This is a genomic window from Limnobaculum xujianqingii (assembly GCF_013394855.1).
Taxonomy (GTDB): domain Bacteria; phylum Pseudomonadota; class Gammaproteobacteria; order Enterobacterales; family Enterobacteriaceae; genus Limnobaculum; species Limnobaculum xujianqingii.
In genome coordinates this window covers 1,847,964-1,870,808 of the sequence record NZ_JABMLK010000001.1, presented here as the reverse complement: position 1 = coordinate 1,870,808, position 22,845 = coordinate 1,847,964, and the positions used below count along the sequence as shown (strand labels likewise).

General features: G+C 45.9%; 20 protein-coding genes. 17 read left to right on the top strand and 3 right to left on the bottom strand.

The window, feature by feature from the left end; all coding sequences use genetic code 11:
• Positions 1 to 45 precede the first annotated feature (45 nt).
• From dapD to map, 3 genes are all read right to left on the bottom strand, one after another.
• A complete protein-coding gene (dapD, locus tag GOL65_RS08535; protein ID WP_140920750.1) occupies positions 46 to 870 on the bottom strand; it encodes a 2,3,4,5-tetrahydropyridine-2,6-dicarboxylate N-succinyltransferase in 825 nt (274 codons plus the stop codon).
• Between the two features lie 33 nt (positions 871 to 903).
• Entirely contained in the window at positions 904 to 3,579 is a 2,676-nt protein-coding gene (gene glnD, locus GOL65_RS08530; protein ID WP_140920751.1) for a bifunctional uridylyltransferase/uridylyl-removing protein GlnD, read from the bottom strand.
• Positions 3,580 to 3,980: 401 nt separating this feature from the next.
• On the bottom strand, positions 3,981 to 4,775 hold the full coding sequence (gene map / locus GOL65_RS08525) for a type I methionyl aminopeptidase (protein ID WP_140920752.1): 795 nt from the start codon (positions 4,773 to 4,775) through the stop codon (positions 3,981 to 3,983).
• Positions 4,776 to 5,200: 425 nt separating this feature from the next.
• Between map and GOL65_RS08520 the strand changes: the two genes are divergently transcribed.
• The 17 genes from GOL65_RS08520 to rnhB all read left to right on the top strand — a co-directional run bounded on the left by GOL65_RS08520 (position 5,201) and on the right by rnhB (position 22,818).
• A complete protein-coding gene (locus tag GOL65_RS08520) occupies positions 5,201 to 6,124 on the top strand; it encodes an aspartate carbamoyltransferase catalytic subunit (RefSeq protein WP_130590632.1) in 924 nt (307 codons plus the stop codon).
• Positions 6,124 to 7,425: a dihydroorotase gene (locus tag GOL65_RS08515; RefSeq protein ID WP_140920753.1), complete on the top strand. Its 1,302-nt coding sequence runs from the start codon at positions 6,124 to 6,126 to the stop codon at positions 7,423 to 7,425. The genes GOL65_RS08520 and GOL65_RS08515 overlap by 1 nt, the downstream gene beginning before the upstream one ends.
• Before the next feature lie 329 nt (positions 7,426 to 7,754).
• A complete protein-coding gene (gene rpsB / locus GOL65_RS08510) occupies positions 7,755 to 8,480 on the top strand; it encodes a 30S ribosomal protein S2 (RefSeq protein ID WP_130590634.1) in 726 nt (241 codons plus the stop codon).
• Positions 8,481 to 8,611: 131 nt separating this feature from the next.
• Positions 8,612 to 9,463, top strand: a complete 852-nt coding sequence (tsf, locus tag GOL65_RS08505) for a translation elongation factor Ts (protein ID WP_140920754.1) — start codon at positions 8,612 to 8,614, stop codon at positions 9,461 to 9,463.
• Positions 9,464 to 9,560: 97 nt separating this feature from the next.
• The gene (gene pyrH / locus GOL65_RS08500) at positions 9,561 to 10,295 is read left to right on the top strand and encodes a UMP kinase (protein ID WP_140920755.1); all 735 of its coding nucleotides are present in this window, start codon (positions 9,561 to 9,563) and stop codon (positions 10,293 to 10,295) included.
• 144 nt (positions 10,296 to 10,439) lie between these two features.
• Positions 10,440 to 10,997: a ribosome recycling factor gene (gene frr / locus GOL65_RS08495; protein WP_130590637.1), complete on the top strand. Its 558-nt coding sequence runs from the start codon at positions 10,440 to 10,442 to the stop codon at positions 10,995 to 10,997.
• Positions 10,998 to 11,197: 200 nt separating this feature from the next.
• Positions 11,198 to 12,394, top strand: a complete 1,197-nt coding sequence (gene ispC, locus GOL65_RS08490) for a 1-deoxy-D-xylulose-5-phosphate reductoisomerase (RefSeq protein WP_140920756.1) — start codon at positions 11,198 to 11,200, stop codon at positions 12,392 to 12,394.
• Positions 12,395 to 12,601: 207 nt separating this feature from the next.
• Positions 12,602 to 13,351 (top strand): (2E,6E)-farnesyl-diphosphate-specific ditrans,polycis-undecaprenyl-diphosphate synthase, encoded by a 750-nt coding sequence (ispU, locus tag GOL65_RS08485; protein ID WP_140920757.1) that lies wholly within the window; start codon positions 12,602 to 12,604, stop codon positions 13,349 to 13,351.
• 18 nt (positions 13,352 to 13,369) lie between these two features.
• Entirely contained in the window at positions 13,370 to 14,221 is an 852-nt protein-coding gene (gene cdsA, locus GOL65_RS08480; protein WP_179038270.1) for a phosphatidate cytidylyltransferase, read from the top strand.
• A gap of 25 nt (positions 14,222 to 14,246) precedes the next feature.
• Complete coding sequence (gene rseP / locus GOL65_RS08475) at positions 14,247 to 15,605, top strand: sigma E protease regulator RseP (protein WP_140920759.1); 1,359 nt, start codon at positions 14,247 to 14,249, stop codon at positions 15,603 to 15,605.
• Positions 15,606 to 15,636: 31 nt separating this feature from the next.
• Positions 15,637 to 18,045, top strand: coding sequence for an outer membrane protein assembly factor BamA (gene bamA, locus GOL65_RS08470; RefSeq protein ID WP_140920760.1), 2,409 nt, complete (start codon positions 15,637 to 15,639; stop codon positions 18,043 to 18,045).
• A gap of 67 nt (positions 18,046 to 18,112) precedes the next feature.
• Positions 18,113 to 18,598 carry an OmpH family outer membrane protein gene (locus GOL65_RS08465; protein WP_140920761.1) on the top strand — a complete coding sequence of 162 codons (486 nt, stop codon included), beginning with the start codon at positions 18,113 to 18,115 and terminating at the stop codon, positions 18,596 to 18,598.
• Between the two features lie 3 nt (positions 18,599 to 18,601).
• Positions 18,602 to 19,627, top strand: a complete 1,026-nt coding sequence (gene lpxD, locus GOL65_RS08460) for a UDP-3-O-(3-hydroxymyristoyl)glucosamine N-acyltransferase (RefSeq protein ID WP_140920762.1) — start codon at positions 18,602 to 18,604, stop codon at positions 19,625 to 19,627.
• 139 nt (positions 19,628 to 19,766) lie between these two features.
• Positions 19,767 to 20,222: a 3-hydroxyacyl-ACP dehydratase FabZ gene (gene fabZ, locus GOL65_RS08455; protein WP_108902140.1), complete on the top strand. Its 456-nt coding sequence runs from the start codon at positions 19,767 to 19,769 to the stop codon at positions 20,220 to 20,222.
• Between the two features lie 4 nt (positions 20,223 to 20,226).
• Positions 20,227 to 21,015: an acyl-ACP--UDP-N-acetylglucosamine O-acyltransferase gene (lpxA, locus tag GOL65_RS08450; protein WP_140920763.1), complete on the top strand. Its 789-nt coding sequence runs from the start codon at positions 20,227 to 20,229 to the stop codon at positions 21,013 to 21,015.
• 3 nt (positions 21,016 to 21,018) lie between these two features.
• Positions 21,019 to 22,197 carry a lipid-A-disaccharide synthase gene (gene lpxB, locus GOL65_RS08445; RefSeq protein ID WP_140920764.1) on the top strand — a complete coding sequence of 393 codons (1,179 nt, stop codon included), beginning with the start codon at positions 21,019 to 21,021 and terminating at the stop codon, positions 22,195 to 22,197.
• Between the two features lie 27 nt (positions 22,198 to 22,224).
• Positions 22,225 to 22,818: a ribonuclease HII gene (rnhB, locus tag GOL65_RS08440; protein WP_407657497.1), complete on the top strand. Its 594-nt coding sequence runs from the start codon at positions 22,225 to 22,227 to the stop codon at positions 22,816 to 22,818.
• Positions 22,819 to 22,845: the final 27 nt, after the last annotated feature.

The window sequence follows — 22,845 nt, the reverse complement described above, 5'->3', positions numbered from 1 at the left end:
GGGCAGTGCCCGCGTTTTGAATTTGATTCAGATTGGTGAGAATAATTAATCAATAGTCCGTAACAATTCGTTAATTCCCACTTTGCCACGAGTTTTAGCATCTACTTTTTTCACGATAACCGCACAGTACAGGCTGTATTTGCCATCTTTAGATGGCAGGTTACCTGAAACCACTACTGAGCCTGCTGGAACGCGGCCGTAATGGACTTCTCCAGTTTCACGATCGTAAATACGTGTGCTTTGGCCAATGTAAACACCCATAGAGATAACGGAACCTTCTTCAACGATTACGCCTTCCACTACTTCTGAACGGGCGCCGATAAAACAGTTATCTTCAATAATGGTTGGATTGGCTTGTAGTGGCTCAAGTACACCACCAATACCTACGCCGCCAGACAGGTGAACATTTTTACCAATTTGGGCACAGGAACCGACGGTTGCCCAGGTATCAACCATGGAGCCTTCATCAACATAAGCACCAATGTTGACATAGGATGGCATCAACACGGTGTTACGGGCAATAAAAGCACCCTGACGAACGCTGGCTGGTGGAACCACGCGGAAACCTTCACGCTGGAAACGAGCAGCATCATAGTCGGCAAATTTCATTGGAACTTTATCGAAATAGCGGGCTTCTGCGCCATCCATGACGACATTGTCGTTAATACGGAACGAAAGCAGAACCGCTTTTTTAAGCCACTGATGTGTGACCCACTCACCGTTGATTTTTTCGGCAACGCGTAATTCACCGCTGTCTAATTTAGCAATAGTTTGCTTAACAGCTTCACGAAGAACGGTATCTGCATTCGCCGGAGTAATTTCAGCACGGCGTTCAAAGGCGGTTTCTATAACGGTTTTTAACTGCTGCATCTCTTTTCCTGATGTCGTGTATTTAAAGGAATATTATTTGGGGCCATATTTATCCGTTGGATTCAGGGTTTCTGTCAACCTTTGTTTCAAAAGTTCGCAAATTTCAGAAGATAACGCTGTTCGTTCACTGTTTGTGAGAATGAACAAGTCTTCAACTCGCTCTCCAATAGTGGAGATACGTGCGCTGTGTAGCGATAGTCCTAAATCCGCAAATACTTCACCCACTCTGGCCAACAGTCCCGGCTGGTCAAGGGCAACCAGTTCCATATATGTGCGTCGTTCGCTGTGGCCACGTAAAAACGTCACGTGCGTTGCAACATTAAAGTGACGAAGTTTAGAAGATAGCATACGTGGGCGCGGGCGTTCATAAACTGGCTGCGTTAACGCTTGCTCTAATCCTTCCCGAATAGTCTGATGGCGGTCAGCGGTCAACGGTTTGCCGTTAGGTTCCAGAACGATAAAACTGTCCATTGCCATCTCATCACGATTAGTGAAAATTTGAGCATCGTGAACACTCAGATTTTTTCTGTCCAACTCACCAACGGTTGCAGCAAACAGATAAGGACGGTCATGGCTATAAATAAAGATTTCTGTTCCCCCCCGGTTAGGGGTAGGACTAATAAGCACCAGTGGCTTATCGGATTTATGATTGACCAGATGGCGGGCGTGCCAGGCTAACTGGCCCGGCGTATGGCGTAAAAAATAGTCGGCCCGGCATCGACTCCAGAGGTTATGCAGCGCGGCCTCATCAATATTATCCCGTCGCAACAGGGCCAGCGCCTGAGCACGATGATGTCGAACGCGTTCTCTTAAGTCCGGTCGATACTGCATGCCACGGCGTAGCTGTTTTTCTGTTGCGAAATAGAGTTCACGTAACAGGCTCTGCTTCCAGCTATTCCACAGAGGTTCATTAGTCGCGCAGATATCCGCTACGGTGAGGCAAATCAGATAGTGTAATCGGGTTTCTGTTTGCACTTCGGCAGCAAATTGTTGAATGACTTCCGGATCTTGTATATCACGGCGCTGAGCGGTCACTGACATCAGCAAATGCTGCCTGACCAGCCAACTGACTAAATCAACCTCGTTAGAGTTGAGATCGTGCAATGCGGCAAAATCTTTAGCGTCTTCTGCACCGAGAGTGGAGTGATCGCCTCCACGGCCTTTAGCGATATCGTGAAACAGCGCTGCCATAAACAACAGTGACTGTTTTGGTAAGCGAGGGAAAAGTTCCACGCAGAGAGGATGAGCCTGACGGGTCTCTTCATCGGCGAAACTTTCCAGTTTTAGTAACACCCGAATAGTATGTTCATCAACGGTATAGACGTGGAACAGGTCAAACTGCATCTGGCCGACAATTTTTCCCCATTGCGGCATATAGGCCGCCAGTACGCTGTGACGATGCATTGGCACAATAGCTCGTTTGACGGCGCCTGGGTGACGCAAGATAGCCATAAACAACTGACGAGCTGCAGGTAACTCACATAGCGGCTGCTTCAGATGGCGACGAGCATAACGAAGATGGCGCAGGGTGGTTGAGTAAATACCTTTAATATCAGGATTACTTACCAAACGGTAGAACAACCCCAGAATAGTTTCCGGCTGTTCGATAAACAGATTAGGGTCGCGTAAATCAATTAACTGACCGCGTAGCTGAAAACGTTCATCCAAAATTTGCGGCTTATCGGTATGGTCAACGGCTAAAATTGCCTCATCAAATAGCTGCAATAACATATGATTCAGCTCCGCTACCCGACGGGTAACGCGATAATAATCTTTCATCATACGTTCTATTGGGCGGTTACCTTCTCCTTTATATCCCAGTAGAGTCGCAACACTTAACTGCCGATCGAATAACAGGCGGTTATCGTAGCGCGGCAAAATGAGGTGCAGGGCAAAACGAATACGCCATAAGAAAGCCTGACATTCCTCCAACTCCGTACATTCTGCAGGAGTTAAAAAACCAAAACTCACCATTTCATCAAGAGAAGTCGCTCCAAAATGGCGACGGGCTACCCACAGCAAAGTATGAATATCTCGTAAACCACCGGGGCTGGCTTTAATATCGGGCTCAAGGTTATAGCTGGTACCATGATAACGCTGGTGGCGTTCTTCTTGTTCCTGACACTTAGCATGGAAGAACGTATCTGATGGCCAGATCTCCTGCCCAAAAATATGCTTTTGTAGTGAAAGAAATAACGTAACGTCACCGCAAATTAATCGTGATTCAATCAGGTTGGTGGCTACAGTCAGATCGGCAATACTCTCTTCCAGACATTGCTCCAGCGTGCGTACGCTATGGCCTACTTCCAGTTTTAAATCCCACAGCAAGGTGATGATTTCTCCAACCCGCTGAGATTGCTCTTCGTTTAATGGTTGGTCACTGAGAATTAAAATATCAATATCAGAAAGAGGGTGTAGTTCGCTGCGGCCATAACCCCCGACGGCAATTAACGCGAGTCCACTGCGATTAGCCAATCCTTTTGCCGTTGGTTTAATAAAACCGTGAAAGAGCCAGAGCCGCTGTAGCAGATGGTCTATATAATCTGAACGCGCTTTAAGCAGCTCATCAACCGCTACGTCTGCTTCAAAAGCTTCCTTCAGCCAGGCCTGAAAACGTTCCAGCTCCAGTTTCAAATTGGGTAACGTCAATTCACTGTTACTCAAACAGGAAGGGTCGCAGGGCTTTTTCAGCAAAACGTGCTCAAACATAGTGACAATCACCTTTTGATGGCAGAGTTAATCACAAAATAATCTATCGTTGCCGCTGAGGACAACTCACTATTACTTAAGCTACCTGTAAACCTGATAATTCGCCAGATGAAAGCGTGACGGTTAGGAAATAATGTTTAGTTAGCTAACAAAGTTAATCTGAGGGAGAGACCGCTGTTGGGGTCGACTTGGCGTTAGCCAACGAAGTGCCCCTAAGCGGGCTAGGCCCGAAGCCCAATGAAGTTAAGTACCGATGCTCTTCCGGCCGAGAGCAGAAGTGATATGGGTAGAGAGTTTTTACGGCCGGAATATCCTCAGAGTTAATTTAAAACAAACTCGTACTCCAATAACAAAAATGGCCAACATCACGTTAGCCATTCAAAACAACACCCACAAAACAATCAGGCATCAGGCGTCAATATCGCCTCAATGGTATCATCTTTCCGTAAAGTCAGAATTTCACAACCGGTGTCAGTAACGGCAATCATATGCTCATATTGAGCAGATAAACTGCGGTCTTTAGTTTTCACCGTCCAGCCATCGCTCATGGTGCGAATACGAAAATCACCGGCGTTAACCATCGGCTCAACGGTAAAGGTCATGCCTTTCTGCAATACTACGCCACCATCATCAGCATCATAGTGCAGTACCTGAGGCTCTTCATGGAAACCCTCACCAATACCATGACCACAGTACTCTCTGACTACTGAGAATCCCTGCTTCTCAACATACTGTTGAATAGCCTTGCCCAGAGTGCGCAGGCGAATGCCAGGCTTAACCATTTTTAAGGCCAGATATAAGCTTTCCTGAGTTACACGACACAGGCGTTCACCCAGAATGGTTGGCTTACCAACAAAATACATTTTGGAGGTATCACCATGGAAGCCATCTTTGATTACAGTAACGTCAATATTAACGATATCGCCATCTTTCAGCTTTTTGTCATCGCTGGGAATACCGTGACATACCACTTCGTTCACAGAGATACATACAGACTTAGGAAATCCGTGATAACCAAGGCTGGCAGAAACTGCGTGCTGAGTGTTGGTAATATAGTCATGGCAAATACGATCCAGTTCGCCGGTGGTTACGCCAGGCTTAACGTACTGCTCGATCATTTCCAATACTTCAGCGGCCAGGCGACCGGCCACACGCATTTTTGCAATGTCTTCAGGGGTTTTAATAGAAATAGCCATAAAATTGTCCATTAATGATAGGAGTCAGAACATAACGAAGCTCAGAGACGCAGGGTTAACTGACAACGATAATCAATTCACGATCTGAATATGGTATCAGTCCTGCAAAAGAGAACCAAATTTATCGTATCAATAACCCTTCAGTAATAAGGGGTAATGTGTGTTGAGAAATAAAAAATGAAGATTGCTAACTAATACTTATTGACTAGAATTCCATATCTGATAGATTAAGAAGGTTTGGGCGCTGTCTTTTATCTTTAGTGTGAGGTAAGAGGTTTTTAAAACCACTTAATAGTAAATTGGGCAAAGCAGGATGAGAGTACACATAGCTAAAAAGGTTGATATCAACCCCTAATCAGATACTAACAAGTATTAGATTGGGGGTTTTTTTTGATTCAAATTTCAACAGAGGAGCGAAAAATATAATGCGAGGCCAACATATTTTAGGGTTGGAACACATGTCGGTGGCTGATATCGAACGTGTGTTGAATACCGCGGATGAAATGAAAAAGGTAACTAAGCAAGACATCAAAAAATTATCTACTTTGCGCGGAAAAGCAATCGTTAACGTCTTCTTTGAAAATAGTACCAGAACACGCTCATCCTTTGAGTTGGCCGGCAAATATCTGGGTGCCGATGTGATTAATATTGCCGCTTCTACTTCCAGCGTTGCAAAGGGCGAAAGCCTGAGAGATACCCTGTTAACCGTTCAGGCGATGGGTGTTGATGCCATTGTAATGCGCCACAGCGCAGAAGGGGCTGCTCAATATGCAACACGCTATGTTAAGGCTGTTGTGATTAACGCCGGTGACGGGGCACATGAGCATCCCACTCAGGGGCTATTGGACCTGTTAACCATTCGCCAACACCACGGTTCTATCGCCGGTAAGAAAGTTGCTATTGTGGGAGATATTTTGCATAGCCGGGTAGCACGTTCAAATATCTGGGGTTTGTTGAAGATGGGCGCAGAGGTTCATCTTGGCGGACCAAAGACCTTAATTCCTAAAGAAATGTTGGATATGGGCGTCACCATCCACCATCGTGTAGAAGATGCCATTGCGGATGCAGACGTAGTAAACGTATTGCGTATCCAGTTGGAACGTCAGAAGAAGGGGTTATTCCCAACGCCGCGTGAATATGCCCGTATTTTCGGTATTAATGATGAGCGTTTGAAACTGGCAAAAGAGAATGTATTAGTGATGCACCCTGGCCCAATGAACCGTGGTCTGGAAATATCACCGGATGTGGCTTACGGGCGTTTTTCGGCCATTGAAGAACAAGTAAATAATGGTGTGGCAGTCAGAATGGCAGTTCTATCTTTAACTTTAGCTGATGGGGTACAAGCATAATGGCACAGTGGTTAATTAAAAATGGTCACCTGATCGATCCTGCTAATGGTTTAGATGATGTGCTGGATATTCGTATTGCCAACGGAAAAGTGGCAGCGGTTGGAAAATCACTGAGTGCAGAAGCAAGCGATGAAGTCATTGATGCCAGTGGGTTAGTTGTCAGTCCGGGCTTTATTGATATCCACTGTCACCTGCGTGAGCCAGGACAAGAAGCAAAAGAAGATCTGTTAACCGGTACCGCATCGGCTGCCGCTGGTGGCTTTACCACTATCCTGACCATGGCCAATACCCGTCCGGTTATCGATCAGGCGATTATTGTCGCCGGAATGAAACATAAAATTCAGACTGATGCGGTGGTGCGGGTTGAAATTACCGGTGCGGTGACTAAAGGCTTGGAAGGTAAAGAGCTGTCAGAAATTGGAGATATGGCACAGGCCGGAGCCAGAGCATTCTCTGACGATGGTTACTATGTTAATGATGGCCGCCTGATGCGTGCAGCACTGGAATATGCCAGCATGTTTAATCTGCCGGTAATTTCTCACTCAGAAGATTGCTGTCTGGTAGCAGATGGCGTGATGCATGAAGGGTGTGTTTCCGCCAAACTGGGCCTGAAAGGCCGTCCGGCAGAAGCGGAGAACATTGCAGTATCCCGTGAAATCATGCTGGCTGAAATGACTGGCGGTCATGTGCATATTGCCCATGTGAGTAGTAAAGGCGCAGTAGATTTAATTCGTGAAGCGAAGGCCAAAGGCATTAAGGTGACGGCTGAAGTGACACCACATCATCTATGTCTGGTGGACAAAACCATCGAGTCTTTTGATTCTGCATTTAAAGTTAACCCACCTTTGCGGACTAATGAACATATTGTCGCGCTAATCGAAGGTTTAAAAGATGGCACACTGGATGCCATTGCCACAGATCATGCACCACACGCTTATGAAGAAAAAGACTGTGAGTTTAACGAAGCGCCTTGTGGATTTGCCGGATTTGAAACTGCATTTAGTGTGTTACATAGCTGTCTGGTACAAACCGGTCAATGGAACTTGCAGGCGCTGATTCACAAAATGACAGCGGGCCCGGCGGCCGCGTTTGACTGGAAAGACCGTGGTCATCTGAGCGTTGGTGGCCTGGCTGACCTGGTACTTATCGATCCGAAAAAAGAGTGGATTGTCGACCCGCACGCCATGCTGACCCGCGGCAAATCCTGTCCTTTCACTGGCATGGAGATGGTAGGTCAGGTAGTACGCACTATGGTGGATGGTAAGTGGGTATATCAGGATGGGAAAATCATCCGTAACTAAGCTAGACTTAAGATAAATCGTTCCGCATCACGCTGAGTCAAAGTGTGTGATGCGGTGCTTTTTCGCTTTTCCCATAGTTTTTTCGCTATTACTCATAGTAAGTAGTGGCATTTATTGCCACTTTTATGGTATAAAGCGCGCCGGAAATCCGCACTATTAACATCACTCAGTTGTGTTCTTAGGCAATGAGATCTCCACTAACATTAATCAACGTTATAACACACACGTATCGACACATACGGCGGGGTGCTCCGGAACATTATTGTTCAGGGGTCGGCGTTATGGGATACGTGGAGGCATAACCCCAAACTTTACTCATAGAGGTAATAATGGCAACTGTATCAATGCGCGATATGCTCAAGGCTGGTGTTCACTTTGGTCACCAGACTCGTTACTGGAACCCGAAAATGAAACCTTTCATCTTCGGTGCTCGTAACAAAGTTCATATCATCAACCTTGAAAAAACTGTACCAATGTTTAACGAAGCTCTGGCTGAGTTAGGCAAGATCGCGTCTCATAAAGGCAAAATCCTGTTTGTTGGTACTAAACGCGCTGCATCCGAGCCAGTAAAAGAAGCTGCAAAGAGCTGCAACCAATTCTACGTTAACCACCGTTGGTTAGGTGGCATGCTGACTAACTGGAAAACAGTTCGTCAGTCAATCAAACGTTTGAAAGAATTAGAAGTCCAGGCACAAGATGGTACTTTCGATAAGCTGACCAAGAAAGAAGCGCTGATGCGTACTCGTGAAATGGAAAAGCTTGAGAACAGCCTGGGTGGTATCAAAGATATGGGCGGCCTGCCTGATGCAATTTTCGTTATCGATGCCGATCACGAACACATTGCTATCAAAGAAGCAAACAACCTGGGTATCCCTGTATTTGCTGTTGTTGATACTAACTCTGATCCGGACGGTGTTAACTTCGTTATCCCTGGTAACGATGATGCTATCCGTGCAGTACAACTGTACCTTGGCGCTGTTGCTGCAACCGTACGTGAAGGTCGTTCAGACCAGGGCGTTCAGGCTGTAGAAGAAAGCTTCATCGAAGCAGAGTAATAAGGCGTGCTCCATTAGAGAGCCCTTATTAACCAGGTATTAGATATGTTGGTTAGGGGGCCTTTGCAGGCTCCCTTTTTGCTTATTTATGCAACAGAACATCCGACAAAGAATAACCGAGGATAAAGAGAATGGCTGAAATTACTGCAGCTCTAGTAAAAGAACTTCGCGATCGTACCGGTGCTGGTATGATGGAATGTAAGAAAGCGCTGGTTGAAGCAAATGGCGATATCGAGCTGGCTATCGACAACATGCGTAAATCAGGTCAGGCAAAAGCGGCTAAGAAAGCTGGTCGTGTAGCTGCTGAAGGCGTTATCCTGACTAAAATTGCTGCTGATGCCAAAGTGGGCGTCATCATGGAAGTTAACTGTGAAACTGACTTCGTTGCTAAAGATGCAGGTTTCCTGGCTTTTGCTAACGCAGCTGTTGATGCAGCACTGGCTGAAAACATCAGCGATGTTGAAGTATTAAAAGCAAAATTTGAAGAGCAGCGTACTGCGCTGGTAGCGAAAATTGGTGAGAACATCAATATTCGTCGCGTTGAAGTAGTTAAAGGCGACAGACTGGGCGCTTACATGCACGGTGCTCGTATCGGTGTTCTGGTTTCTGCAACCGGTACTACTGATGAGCTGGTTAAGCATGTTGCTATGCACATTGCTGCAAGCAAGCCTGAGTTCGTTTCTCCAGACGATGTACCTGCTGACGTGGTTACTCGTGAGCACGAAATCCAGATCGACATCGCTATGCAATCTGGCAAACCTCGCGAAATCGCTGAGAAAATGGTTGAAGGCCGTATGCGTAAGTTCACCGGCGAGATCTCTCTGACTGGTCAGGCTTTCGTTATGGACCCAAGCAAAACCGTTGGCGATCTGCTGAAAGAGAAGAAAGCTGGCGTTGTACAATTTATCCGCTTCGAAGTGGGTGAAGGTATCGAGAAAGTAGAAGTAGACTTTGCAGCAGAAGTTGCTGCGATGACTAAGTAAGCTTAGCTTGATGCATAAAAGGCGGATCGATCACCATATCGGTCCGTTTTTTTAGAATAAACAGACCATTATAAACAGCCAACCAGGAAACAAGACTATGGCTACTAACGCGAAACCCGTATATCAAAGAATCCTACTTAAATTAAGTGGCGAAGCCTTACAGGGCTCTGAAGGTTTTGGCATTGATGCCAGTGTGTTAGATCGCATGGCACAAGAGATTAAAGAGCTGGTCGAGTTAGGCATTCAGGTTGGTGTAGTTATTGGTGGCGGCAATCTATTCCGCGGTGCAGGCCTGGCAAAAGCCGGTATGAACCGTGTAGTGGGCGACCACATGGGAATGTTAGCTACCGTAATGAACGGACTGGCTATGCGTGATGCGCTACATCGTGCCTATGTGAACGCCCGTCTGATGTCAGCTATTCCTCTTAACGGCGTCTGTGATGATTACAGCTGGGCAGAAGCTATCAGCCTGTTGCGTCATGGTCGCGTAGTAATTTTCTCTGCGGGTACGGGTAATCCATTCTTTACTACCGATTCTGCTGCCTGTTTACGCGGCATTGAAATTGAAGCGGATGTAGTATTGAAGGCCACCAAAGTTGATGGTGTGTTCTCCGATGATCCGGTGAAAAACCCAGAGGCAACGTTGTATGAAACCCTGAGCTATCAGGATGTATTAGAGAGGGAACTGAAAGTGATGGATCTGGCGGCATTTACACTGGCTCGTGACCATAACTTACCGATTCGCGTATTTAATATGAATAAGCCTGGTGCCTTACGCCGTGTAGTGATGGGCGAAGCTGAAGGGACTTTAATTACCAAACCGGCTGAATAATTCAGCGCGACGGTAAAATAAAAGCTTATAGTATGCTTCTCTTCAGGCTGAAGATGAGTGTTGAAGCAAAGTAGCAAATTTCTTATTCGCGGGCTGTGCATAAGGCGTGGCCCACCATATTACTAGCATTAAAAGGTTAGCAACGTGATTAACGATATTAGACAAGATGCTCAGGTACGCATGGAAAAGTGCCTGGAAATGTTTAAAACACATATCAGCAAAGTTCGTACTGGCCGTGCTCATCCAAGCATTCTTGATGGTGTTCAGGTTGATTACTATGGCTCAGCAACCCCTTTGCGTCAGTTAGCCAACGTAGTGGTTGAAGATTCCCGCACTCTGGCAATTACTGTATTTGACCGCAGCTTAGGCCCGGCGGTTGAAAAAGCGATTATGTCAGCTGATTTAGGTTTAAATCCATCTTCTGCGGGCACAGTTATTCGTGTTCCACTTCCTCCGTTAACTGAAGAACGCCGTAAGGATTTGACTAAAGTTGTGCGTAATGAAGCAGAGCAAGGTCGTGTTTCTATCCGTAACGTTCGTCGTGATGCTAACGACAAAGTTAAAGCGCTGCTGAAAGATAAAGAGATCAGCGAAGATGATGAGCGTAAAACACAGGATGAGATTCAAAAACTGACTGATATTTATATCAAGAAAGTGGATGAAGCATTAACTGAGAAAGAAGCAGAGTTAATGGCGTTCTGATTCTGTTTTGAATTATGGCCCGGTGGCTGTTACCAGCACCGGGCTTTTTTTTTACAAAACGAGAGATAACGCGGTTCAGCCGACTAAGTTAATTAGTGATCTCTTCACTATGAAAAGAGTAATATGTGCAGCATTCAATTTCGACAGGCGCGCTTCTGCCGAAATACCAGCGTATTTGTCAGTGATAATGAATTAGCCTAATGAAAAAAATAACTATTCTTGGATCTACTGGTTCTATTGGTCACAGTACATTGTCGGTAGTCCGGGAAAATCCACATTTATTCAGTGTGTTTGCATTAGTTGCCGGTAGCAATGTTGAAAAGATGGCGATGCAGTGTCGGGAGTTTAGTCCCCGCTTTGCTTCAATGGCTGATGAAACTTCAGCACAACAACTACGTACCATCCTTAAATCTGAAGGGGTGAAGACGGAAGTCGTCAGTGGTATTCAGGCCGCCTGTGAATTGGCTGAAGATGCGGAAGTTGATCAAGTGATGGCGGCCATTGTCGGTGCAATTGGCCTGTTGCCGACACTGGCCGCGATAAGAGCGGGCAAACAGGTATTATTAGCCAATAAAGAGTCACTGGTTACCTGTGGTCGTCTGTTTATGGATGCGGTTGCCCAATCAGGGGCACAACTCTTGCCAATCGACAGTGAGCATAATGCTATTTTTCAGAGCATGCCGGAAGCCGTGCAAAAAGATCTTGGCAGTGCTTCATTAGAAGAGCAGGGTATTACCCGTATTGTATTAACCGGATCCGGCGGACCTTTTAGAAAAACTGCGGTAGAACAATTAAAGCACATGACACCGGATCAGGCCTGTGCACATCCTAACTGGTCAATGGGACGCAAGATTTCTGTCGATTCAGCAACTATGATGAATAAGGGGCTGGAATACATTGAGGCACGTTGGTTGTTTAATGCATCGCCAGAGCAGATGGAAGTATTGATTCACCCTCAGTCGGTTATCCACTCAATGGTGCGTTATCATGATGGTAGTGTCATTGCACAATTGGGGACACCGGATATGCGTACGCCAATTGCACACACAATGGCTTATCCAAATCGGGTAACATCCGGGGTTAATCACCTGGATTTTTGCAGTATCGGCGCATTGACGTTTGAACAGCCAGATTTTGATCGCTATCCTTGTCTGAAATTGGCTATTGAAGCCAGTCATGCAGGTCAGGCCGCAACGACAACGTTAAATGCTGCTAATGAGTGTAGCGTTGGTGCATTCTTACAGGGTAAAATTGGGTTTACTGATATTGCCGCTATTAATAATCAAGTGATGGCATCGCTGGTTCATGCGGAACCTCTCAGTATTGATGAGGTTTTAGCGATAGATTTATGGGCCAGAGCGCAGGCAGACCAAATTATTGCATCATGGAATCATTAACAATGGTTGATTTGTTCCAATTGGGGCGAAATGGTATAGTTTGTCTCATCATGCGGTTTAAGCTATCCGATCCATGGATTTGGGCGGTAGAAAAGCGCGTTAACGAGCTGTTTTTTTGGGCCGTGAAGAGTTCACGGCTTTTTTGCGCAAGAAAAACAACAGTCTCTTACGGTTGTTCTATTTTTAGCTGAGGAATTCTAACAAGTTATGTCGCCCGCTAAGCAGCAAGTGAATAACCCAAAAGCCTCTGTACCCCGTCATGTTGCTATTATTATGGATGGTAACGGACGTTGGGCTAAGCAGTTAGGTAAAATGAGAATCTTTGGTCACCAGGAAGGTGCGAAAGCTGTACGCAGAGCTGTGAGTTTCGCCGTTAATAATGGTATTGAGGCACTAACGCTTTATGCATTCAGTAGCGAGAACTGGAATCGCCCTCCTCAAGAAGTGACTGCCTTAATGGAGCTTTTTATTCGGGCTCTGGATAAAGAGGTAAAGAGCTTACATAAACATAATGTCCGTTTAAAAATTATCGGTGATACCGCGCGTTTTAGTGAACGCTTACAAGGGCGTATTCAGCGTGCTGAAGCAGTAACTGAAGCCAATACCGGACTGACATTAAATATTGCAGCAAATTACGGTGGACGTTGGGATATTATTCAGGCAGTTCAACAAATTGCTCAGCAGGTAAAAAGTGGTGATATCGAGCCTGATGATATCAGCGAACAAATGGTGAGCCAGTATATCAATTTGTGTGATTTGGCTCCGGTAGATTTAGTGATCAGGACCGGCGGTGAGCATCGGATAAGTAACTTCTTGCTGTGGCAGATAGCTTATGCAGAGCTCTATTTTACAGAAGTGCTATGGCCTGATTTTGATGAACTTGTTTTTGAAGGTGCGCTCAATGCATTTGCACAACGCGAACGCCGTTTTGGTGGGACTGAACCCGCGAGCATTTAGGAACTGTAGGAGGTTCTCGTGTTAAAGTCACGCATCATTACCGCGTTGATTCTTATTCCTCTGGTTATTGCTGCACTGTTTATGTTGCCGCCGCTGCCTTTCGCCATTATGACTATTGCGATTTGTATGTTGGCTGCATGGGAGTGGGGACAGTTAGCAGGTATGGGAACACCAGTGCAACGCATTACGCTGGCGGTTATCTGTGGTATTGGTTTGTTTGCGCTCTATTGGCCAACCTATATTTCTCCATTGCCAATGTTATTACATCCTGCGGTTGAAGGTTTTCTGCTAGCGTCATTGGGCTGGTGGGTTCTGGCGCTGCTGATGGTGCTGTTTTATCCGGCTTCCGCACAGTTCTGGAAACATTCCCGGCTGTTACGTCTGATTTTTGGCGTTCTGACCATTGTGCCATTTTTTTGGGGTATGTTGACGTTACGTCAGTATGGTTTTGAAGAAAATAGCTATACTGGAGCCTGGTGGTTACTGTACGTTATGTTCCTGGTTTGGGGCGCTGACTCCGGAGCCTATGCGTTTGGACGTCTGTTTGGTAAACATAAACTGGCACCTAAAGTTTCTCCAGGTAAAACGCTGGAAGGCTTAGTGGGCGGATTAATATCATCTGCGCTGCTGGCATGGTTGTTTAGCCTGTATGCACCGCTGCATATCTCTTTAAATACGTTATTAATCAGTTCAGTTCTGGCGGTATTGGCCTCCGTACTGGGAGATTTAACCGAGAGTATGTTTAAGCGTGAAGCCGGTATTAAAGACAGTGGTAATTTAATTCCCGGTCATGGTGGTGTTTTGGACCGAATTGATAGCCTGACTGCGGCAATCCCAGTTTTTGCCTGTTTGATTTTCCTGGTTTTTTAAAGGTTAGACGGAATAGCGATCGCCTATGAATATTGTTGGAACCGTAGCTGCGTTTATTGTTGCGCTGGGTATTTTGGTAACAGTACATGAGTTTGGCCACTTTTGGGTCGCGCGCCGCTGTGGAGTAAAAGTTATTCGTTTCTCTATTGGCTTTGGTAAAGCAATATGGCGACGTACTGATAAGCGGGGCACCGAATACGTTGTCGCGATGATTCCCCTTGGTGGTTATGTAAAGATGCTGGACGAGCGGGCAGAAGAGGTTGAACCTCAATACCGCAATCAGGCATTTAATAATAAAACCGTATGCCAACGCGCAGCGATTATTGCGGCCGGACCAATAGCTAACTTTTTGTTTGCTATTTTTGCCTACTGGCTGGTGTTTATTATTGGTGTGCCAAGCTTACGTCCGGTAATTGGTGAAATTGAACCGCAATCTATTGCTGCACAAGCAAATATTTCTGCGGGAATGGAACTAAAAGCCATTAATGGTATCGAAACGCCTGATTGGGATTCTGTTCGCCTGGCGTTAGTAGGCCAAATTGGTGAAAGCCAAATGGAGCTTACCGTTGCACCATTCGGTACTACGCTGGACCAAACTAAAACCGTGAATCTTACCGGTTGGAAGTTTGATCCGGAGAAACAGGATCCTATAAGAAGTTTAGGTTTTATACCTAAACTTCCCCAGATCGAACCAGTTCTGGATGTGGTTCAACCTGGTTCTGCCTCAGAAAAGGCAGGTTTACAGGCGGGTGACAGACTGGTTAAGATCAATGGTAAAGATTTCGGACAATGGGCTGAGTTTGTCAAACTGGTCAGCCAAAGCCCAAATGTTCCTATAGAGTTAGTAATAGAAAGAAATGGCGCAAGCCACTCTTTAGTTCTGACGCCGGAAGCAAAGACATCCGAGGATGGGGCCACTAAAGGTTTCGCCGGGATATCGCCGAAGGTGATACCACTGCCCGATGAGTATAAAATTACTCGTCAGTACAGTGTGTTTACTGCTATTTATCAGGCAAGTGATAAAACATGGCAATTGACTAAATTAACAGTCAAAATGCTGGGTAAATTGATAACCGGTGACGTGCAGTTAAAAAATCTGAGCGGTCCGATATCGATAGCCCAAGGTGCTGGAATATCAGCAGGGTATGGTTTGGTTTATTATCTAATGTTTTTAGCGCTTATCAGCGTTAACTTAGGCATAATCAATCTATTCCCTCTGCCCGTGTTAGACGGGGGGCATCTTGTGTTTTTAGCAATAGAAAAGATAACAGGTAAACCGGTATCTGAGAGAGTTCAGGACTACAGTTATCGTGTTGGGGCAATCTTATTGGTACTGTTGATGGGACTTGCACTTTTCAATGACTTCTCACGCTTTTACGGCTAGAGAATTTGGTTAGGGTTAACAGATTATAACGATGGCGATGAAAAAGTTGCTTCTAGCGTCGCTGCTGTTTGGCAGCGCCACCGCATACGGTGCCGATGGGTTTGTCGTAAAAGACATTCGTTTCGAAGGATTACAGCGCGTTGCCACAGGGGCTGCATTGTTAAATATGCCTGTCCGTGTTGGTGACACTATCGACGATAATGACATCGGGAACACTATCCGAGCCTTATTCGCTTCCGGAAACTTTGAGGATGTGCGAGTACTGCGTGATGGCAGTACCTTGATTGTTCAGGTCAAAGAGCGTCCAACGATTGCAAGTATCACCTTCTCCGGTAATAAATCGGTGAAGGACGACATGCTGAAACAGAACATGGAATCTTCCGGTGTTCGGGTTGGTGAAGCGCTGGACAGAACCACTCTGAGTTCAATGGAAAAAGGGCTGGAGGATTTTTACTATAGCGTAGGTAAATATAGCGCTTCAGTAAAAGCCGTTGTCACTCCATTACCGCGTAACCGCGTAGATTTAAAATTAGTCTTTACTGAAGGTGCATCAGCCACTATTCAGCAAATCAATATTGTTGGCAACAACGCTTTCTCTACTGAAGAGTTAGTTAGTCGCTTCCAATTGCGCGACGAGGTTCCTTGGTGGAACTTTATTGGCGATCGCAATTATCAGAAACAAAAATTATCGGGTGACCTCGAAGCGTTACGTAGTTTCTATTTGGATCGCGGCTATGCCCGTTTCAATATTGACTCTACTAACGTCAGTCTGACACCGGATAAAAAGAGCATCTATATCACTATCAATGTGACTGAAGGTAAGCAGTACAAACTTTCAGGTGTTGAAGTGAAAGGCAACCTGGCGGGTCGTGGTGCAGAAGTTGAAGAACTGGCGAAAGTTAATCCAGGCGAACTGTACAACGGCAGTAAAGTGACCCAGGTTGAAGACAGTATTAAGAAAATGTTGGGCCGTTATGGTTATGCCTATCCTCGGGTAGCAACCCAGCCTGAAATTGATGACAACGCTCAAACCGTTAAATTGCATATCAGCGTTGATGCGGGTAACCGTTTCTACGTGCGTCGTATCCGCTTTGAAGGTAACGATGTCAGTAAAGATTCCGTACTGCGTCGCGAAATGCGTCAGATGGAAGGTGCATGGTTAGGTAACGATCAGGTTGAGCAAGGCAAAGAGCGTTTAAACCGTTTAGGTTACTTTGAAACGGTTGACGTGGAAACCGAGCGCGTTCCGGGTATGCCAGATCAGGTTGATGTGGTGTACAAAGTGAAAGAACGTAACACCGGTACCTTCAACTTTGGTGTGGGTTACGGTACGGAAAGTGGCGTGAGCTTCCAGGTTGGTTTACAACAAGATAACTGGATGGGAACCGGTAAGAGCGTTGGTATCAATGGTACTAAAAACGATTACCGTACCTATGTCGAATTATCAGTGACCGAGCCTTACTTTACCGTAGATGGTGTGAGCTTAGGCGGACGGATTTTCTACGATAAATTTAACGCTGATGATGCTGACCTGTCTGACTATAGCAAGAGCAGTTATGGTCTTGGCACTACATTAGGCTTCCCGATTAATGAGAATAACTCATTACGCTTTGGTCTGGATTATGTACACAACGACCTGACGGATATGCAACCGCAGATTGGTATGTGGCGTTATCTGGAATCAGTTGATGAAACACCAAGCCTGAATGATGAAGCCGATTATAAAGCTAATGATTTCTTCTTTACCGCAGGTTGGAGCTATAACAGCCTCAACCGTGGTTACTTCCCAACCTCCGGTAGCCGTGCTGGCGTGAATGGTAAAGTAACTATTCCTGGTTCAGACAACGAGTATTATAAAATTACTTTTGACAGTGCTACTTACTATCCAATTGATAGTAACGACAAATGGGTTCTGTTAGGTCGTTTACGTGCGGGTTACGGTGATGGTCTGGGTGGTAAAGAAATGCCATTCTATGACAACTTCTATGCAGGTGGTTCAAGTACCGTTCGTGGCTTCCGTTCTAATAACATCGGTCCTAAAGCGGTTTATATTCGCGGCTGTTCAACGCCAAATACCAGTGCAAACTGCTATTTAGAGCGTGACAGTGATGCGGTTGGTGGTAACGCAATGGGCGTTGCCAGCGCAGAGTTTATTTTCCCAACGCCGTTTGTTGACGATAAATATGCTAACTCTTTGCGTACCTCGGTGTTCTTTGATGCCGGTACAGTTTGGGATACCAACTGGAAAAATACCGATGCAACAAGAGCTGCGGGCATTCCGGACTACAGCGAAGCAGGCAATATCCGTACTTCTGCAGGTGTGGCGTTACAGTGGATGTCTCCACTGGGCCCACTAGTGTTCTCCTATGCTAACCCACTGGAGAAGTATGAGGGAGATAGGTCAGAACAGTTCCAGTTCAACATTGGTACCACCTGGTAATCGTTCTGAGTTAGGTAGTAACAAACAGCGAGTTCAACTCGATAGCAATTATAGTAAGGAGTTCAAATTGAAAAAGTGGTTATGTGCTGCAGGTTTAGGTTTAGCTATGGTTGCTTCAGCGGGCGTTCAGGCGGCCGATAAAGTTGCTGTTGTTGATGTGATGAGCATTTTACAAAAGATGCCAGAGCGTGAAGCAGTAGCTAAAAAGCTGGAAAGCGAGTTCAAATCTCGTGCTACAGCTCTGCAATCTGAAGAGAAAGCTGCTCAGGATAAAGTGAAGAAACTGCAAACTAGCGGTGGTTCAATGAAAGCAGCCGATCGTACTAAGCTGGAAAATGATATTAAGGCATTCCAGCAAAAAGCTGCAGCCTTTACTCAGGACAGCCGTCGTCGTGAAGCAGAAGAAATGAACAAGTTAGTTGCTAAAGTTCAGGACGCAGTGAAAACTGTTGCTGAAAAAGATGGTTATTCGGTTGTTGTTAAAGCAGATGCTGCATTCTATGTAAGCTCTGATAGCGACATTACTGAAAAAGTTTTAGCGCAGGTAAAATAAGTTATGCACTCCATTCGTTTAGCTGATTTAGCAGAACATTTGGGGGCAGAAATACACGGTGATGGCGATATCGTCATCACCGGTGTTGCATCAATGACATCTGCCAAAAAAGGACAGATTACGTTTCTGTCTAATAGCCGCTATCAGGAACAGCTTTTGACCTGTGAGGCCAGTGCAGTGGTGCTGAGCGAAGAAAATCTTCCTTTCTGTTCACATTTGGCTGCGTTAGTTGTGAAGAATCCTTACCTCAGCTACGCACGTATGGCTCAGTTACTGGATACAACACCATCTCCTGCTCAGGATATTGCGCCATCCGCAGTAATTGCTGAAAGTGCCACATTGGGGCAGAATGTTTCCATTGGTGCGAATGCTGTTATTGAAAGCGGCGTAGTACTGGGTGATAACGTAGTGATTGGTGCCGGATGTTTTATCGGTAAAAATGCACGTATAGGCGCAGGTACTCGCCTGTGGGCTAATGTCACTATTTATCATGAAGTTGTTATTGGTTCAGGTGGCTTAATTCAATCCAGTACTGTTATTGGTGCGGATGGTTTTGGCTATGCTAATGAGCGCGGAAACTGGATTAAGATCCCTCAATTAGGGACGGTCAGAATTGGTGATAACGTTGAAATTGGTGCCTGTACGACTATCGATCGTGGCGCACTGGACGATACGATTATTGGCAATGGTGTGATCATTGATAACCAATGTCAGATTGCGCATAACGTGATAATTGGCGACAATACCGCAGTTGCCGGTGGCGTGATTATGGCGGGCAGTTTGACGATTGGCAAATACTGCCAGATTGGTGGTGCCAGCGTTATTAATGGTCATATGGAAATCTGCGATAAAGCTGTCGTTACTGGAATGGGAATGGTGATGCGACCCATCACTGAACCGGGAATTTATTCTTCCGGTATTCCACTTCAGAGTAATAAAGAGTGGCGCAAGACAGCCGCTCTGGTGTTAAATATTAACGATATGAGCAAACGCCTGAAAGCCGTTGAACGGAAAGTTGATGGAAAATAGCTGATATAAGTTTAAGAAAACAGTCGTTATCCCATTAATTTTTATAATTTTATTCGCGGCCTGTTTTATAGTCCTCAAGACTAAAAGCAGGCCGCGTTGTTGATACAATCAGTTTAGTTTTGAAGACAGGATGAGCATTTTGACTACTGACAATCGTACTCTGGATATTGAAGAGATACTGAGTTTACTACCTCATCGTTATCCATTCTTGCTCGTGGACCGGGTATTAGATTTTGATAAAGGTAAATTTTTAAGAGCGATTAAAAACGTCTCTGTAAACGAGCCTTTCTTCCAGGGGCATTTCCCCGGTAAGCCGATTTTCCCCGGCGTACTGATTCTGGAAGCGATGGCCCAGGCAACAGGAATTTTGGCGTTTAAGAGCCTTGGCCGTTTAGAGCCAGGAGAGCTTTACTATTTTGCTGCTGTTGATAATGCTCGCTTTAAGCGTCCTGTTTTACCTGGGGATCAACTGGTCCTTGAGGTTGAGTTTATTAAAGAGCGTCGTGGTGTAGCCCGCTTCCGTGGTGTCGCTAAAGTTGATGGCGAAATCGCTTGTGAAGCGGACATGATGTGCGCTCGTCGTCGGGAGTCTTAATACTGTGATTGATAACACCGCCTTTATTCACCCAACTTCAATCGTTGAAGAGGGTGCGGTCATCGGAGCTAATGTTCACATTGGCCCGTTTTGCCTGGTTGGCTCTCAGGTTGAAATTGGACCGGGTACCGTACTCAAATCTCATGTCGTGGTTAATGGCGTCACAAAAATTGGTGCCGATAACCAGATTTATCAATTCGCTTCCGTTGGTGAAGTGAATCAGGATCTGAAATATGCCGGTGAGCCTACCCGCGTAGAGATTGGCGACCGTAACCGTATTCGTGAAAGTGTGACTATTCACCGGGGTACAGTACAAGGCGGTGGTTTAACTAAAATCGGCAGTGATAATCTGTTAATGATCAATGCCCACGTTGCTCACGATTGCCAAATTGGTAACCGTTGTATTCTGGCGAATAATGCTGCGCTGGCAGGGCATGTTGAGATTGATGACTTTGCTATTATTGGTGGCATGACGGCTATTCACCAGTTCTGTGTGATTGGTGCTCACGTTATGGTGGGTGGCTGTTCTGGCGTTGCTCAGGACGTTCCTCCTTACGTTATTGCGCAGGGCAACCATGCCACGCCGTTTGGTGTCAATATTGAAGGTTTGAAGCGTCGTGGCTTTGAGAAAGATGCGCTGCACGCCATTCGCAATACTTATAAGCTGCTTTATCGCAGTGGCAAGACGCTGGATGAAGTGAAACCAGAAATTGAAGAGCTGGCAAAACAACAACCTGCCGTTCAGCTGTTTGTTGATTTCTTTAGTCGCTCTACTCGCGGCATCATTCGTTAAATTATGCAGTCGCGTCCTCTTACCATAGGATTAGTCGCCGGGGAAACCTCCGGCGATATTCTTGGTGCAGGCCTGATTCGTGCTTTAAAAGATCAATACCCCGATGCTCGCTTTGTTGGTGTTGCTGGCCCATTAATGCAAGCCGAAGGTTGTGAAGCCTGGTTTGAAATGGAAGAACTGGCGGTAATGGGTGTAGTTGAAGTTTTGGAACGTCTACCCCGGTTATTGAAAATCCGCAAACAGCTGACCCAACGTTTTAGTGAGCTGAAGCCAGATGTATTTGTGGGTATTGATGCACCTGATTTTAATATTACTCTTGAAGGCCGCTTAAAGCAGCATGGCATCAAAACTATTCACTATGTCAGCCCTTCAGTATGGGCCTGGCGTCAGAATAGGGTGTTTAAAATCGGTCGTTCAACCAATCTGGTATTGGCCTTTTTGCCGTTTGAAAAAGCCTTCTACGACCGCTATCAGGTACCCTGTCGTTTTATTGGTCATACCATGGCGGATGCTATGCCATTGGTTCCCGATCGCCATGCAGCCAGAGAACAGTTAGGTATTGCGGATAACGTACACTGTCTGGCGTTACTACCGGGTAGCCGTAATGCGGAAGTAGAGATGCTCAGCGCTGATTTTCTGAAAACAGCCATGTTGCTGAGAGAAACTTATCCTGAATTGGAAGTGTTGGTGCCGTTGGTGAATGCCAAACGGCGTGAGCAGTTCGAGCGAATTAAATCAGAAGTAGCTCCCGATCTGAAAGTGCGATTACTGGATGGTCAGGCGCGTAGCGCAATGATTGCCAGCGATGCAGCTTTATTGGCTTCAGGTACTGCTGCGCTGGAGTGTATGTTGGCCAAGTGCCCAATGGTGGTTGGCTATCGTATGAAGCCTTTCACTTTCTGGTTGGCAAAACGTCTGATTAAAACACCTTATGTGTCACTGCCTAATTTGCTGGCAGGCCGGGAATTGGTAACGGAATTACTGCAAGATGACTGTACGCCGGAAAAGCTGGCTGCGTCATTGACTCCATTGCTGAATAATGACAATGACCATACCCGTGCTCTGAAGCAAACTTTTACTGAACTGCATCAGAGTATTCGTTGTGACGCAGACCGTCAGGCAGCGCAGGCTGTTTTAGAACTGGCAGGTTATTTTCCGACCCAGTCTGACAGCAAGGAGTAATAAATCCCAATGGCAAAAAGTATCATTATCGAACCATTTGTTTATCCAGCGGCAAGCCTGATTGCTGGTGTTGATGAGGTTGGACGTGGCCCGTTAGTCGGTGCGGTGGTGACTGCTGCTGTAATTCTTGACCCGGCTAATCCAATTGTTGGTTTAGCTGACTCTAAAAAGCTTAGCGAAAAGAAGCGTTTATCCCTGTACGATGAAATTAAAGATAAAGCGCTGAGTTGGAGTCTGGGACGTGCTGAGCCAGAAGAGATTGACCGGTTGAATATTTTGCATGCCACTATGCTGGCTATGCAACGTGCAGTAGCAGGCTTACATATTCAGCCCGACTTTGTGCTGATTGATGGTAATCGTTGTCCTAAATTGCCCATGTCTTCACAGGCGGTGGTTAAAGGGGATAGCCGGGTAGCTGAAATCAGTGCCGCATCAATACTGGCTAAAGTGACCCGCGACTGTGAAATGACTGAGCTTGATTTACGTTTTCCACAGTATGGATTTGCTCAACATAAAGGGTATCCTACAGCCCTGCATTTGGAGAAGTTAGCGGAACATGGTGCGACAGAAGAATATCGTCGCAGCTTTGCTCCGGTCAGACGTGCTTTAGGGCTGGAATAAGTCTGCTATGATTTTTCTGATGTATCC

Bases quoted from the DNA above. Each gene is read 5' to 3' on its own strand.
- dapD (WP_140920750.1), bottom strand. From the start codon at position 870: ATGCAGCAGTTAAAAACCGTTATAGAAACCGCCTTTGAACGCCGTGCT.
- glnD (WP_140920751.1), bottom strand. From the start codon at position 3,579: ATGTTTGAGCACGTTTTGCTGAAAAAGCCCTGCGACCCTTCCTGTTTG.
- map (WP_140920752.1), bottom strand. From the start codon at position 4,775: ATGGCTATTTCTATTAAAACCCCTGAAGACATTGCAAAAATGCGTGTG.
- GOL65_RS08520 (WP_130590632.1), top strand. From the start codon at position 5,201: ATGCGAGGCCAACATATTTTAGGGTTGGAACACATGTCGGTGGCTGAT.
- GOL65_RS08515 (WP_140920753.1), top strand. From the start codon at position 6,124: ATGGCACAGTGGTTAATTAAAAATGGTCACCTGATCGATCCTGCTAAT.
- rpsB (WP_130590634.1), top strand. From the start codon at position 7,755: ATGGCAACTGTATCAATGCGCGATATGCTCAAGGCTGGTGTTCACTTT.
- tsf (WP_140920754.1), top strand. From the start codon at position 8,612: ATGGCTGAAATTACTGCAGCTCTAGTAAAAGAACTTCGCGATCGTACC.
- pyrH (WP_140920755.1), top strand. From the start codon at position 9,561: ATGGCTACTAACGCGAAACCCGTATATCAAAGAATCCTACTTAAATTA.
- ispC (WP_140920756.1), top strand. From the start codon at position 11,198: ATGAAAAAAATAACTATTCTTGGATCTACTGGTTCTATTGGTCACAGT.
- ispU (WP_140920757.1), top strand. From the start codon at position 12,602: ATGTCGCCCGCTAAGCAGCAAGTGAATAACCCAAAAGCCTCTGTACCC.
- rseP (WP_140920759.1), top strand. From the start codon at position 14,247: ATGAATATTGTTGGAACCGTAGCTGCGTTTATTGTTGCGCTGGGTATT.
- bamA (WP_140920760.1), top strand. From the start codon at position 15,637: ATGGCGATGAAAAAGTTGCTTCTAGCGTCGCTGCTGTTTGGCAGCGCC.
- lpxD (WP_140920762.1), top strand. From the start codon at position 18,602: ATGCACTCCATTCGTTTAGCTGATTTAGCAGAACATTTGGGGGCAGAA.
- lpxB (WP_140920764.1), top strand. From the start codon at position 21,019: ATGCAGTCGCGTCCTCTTACCATAGGATTAGTCGCCGGGGAAACCTCC.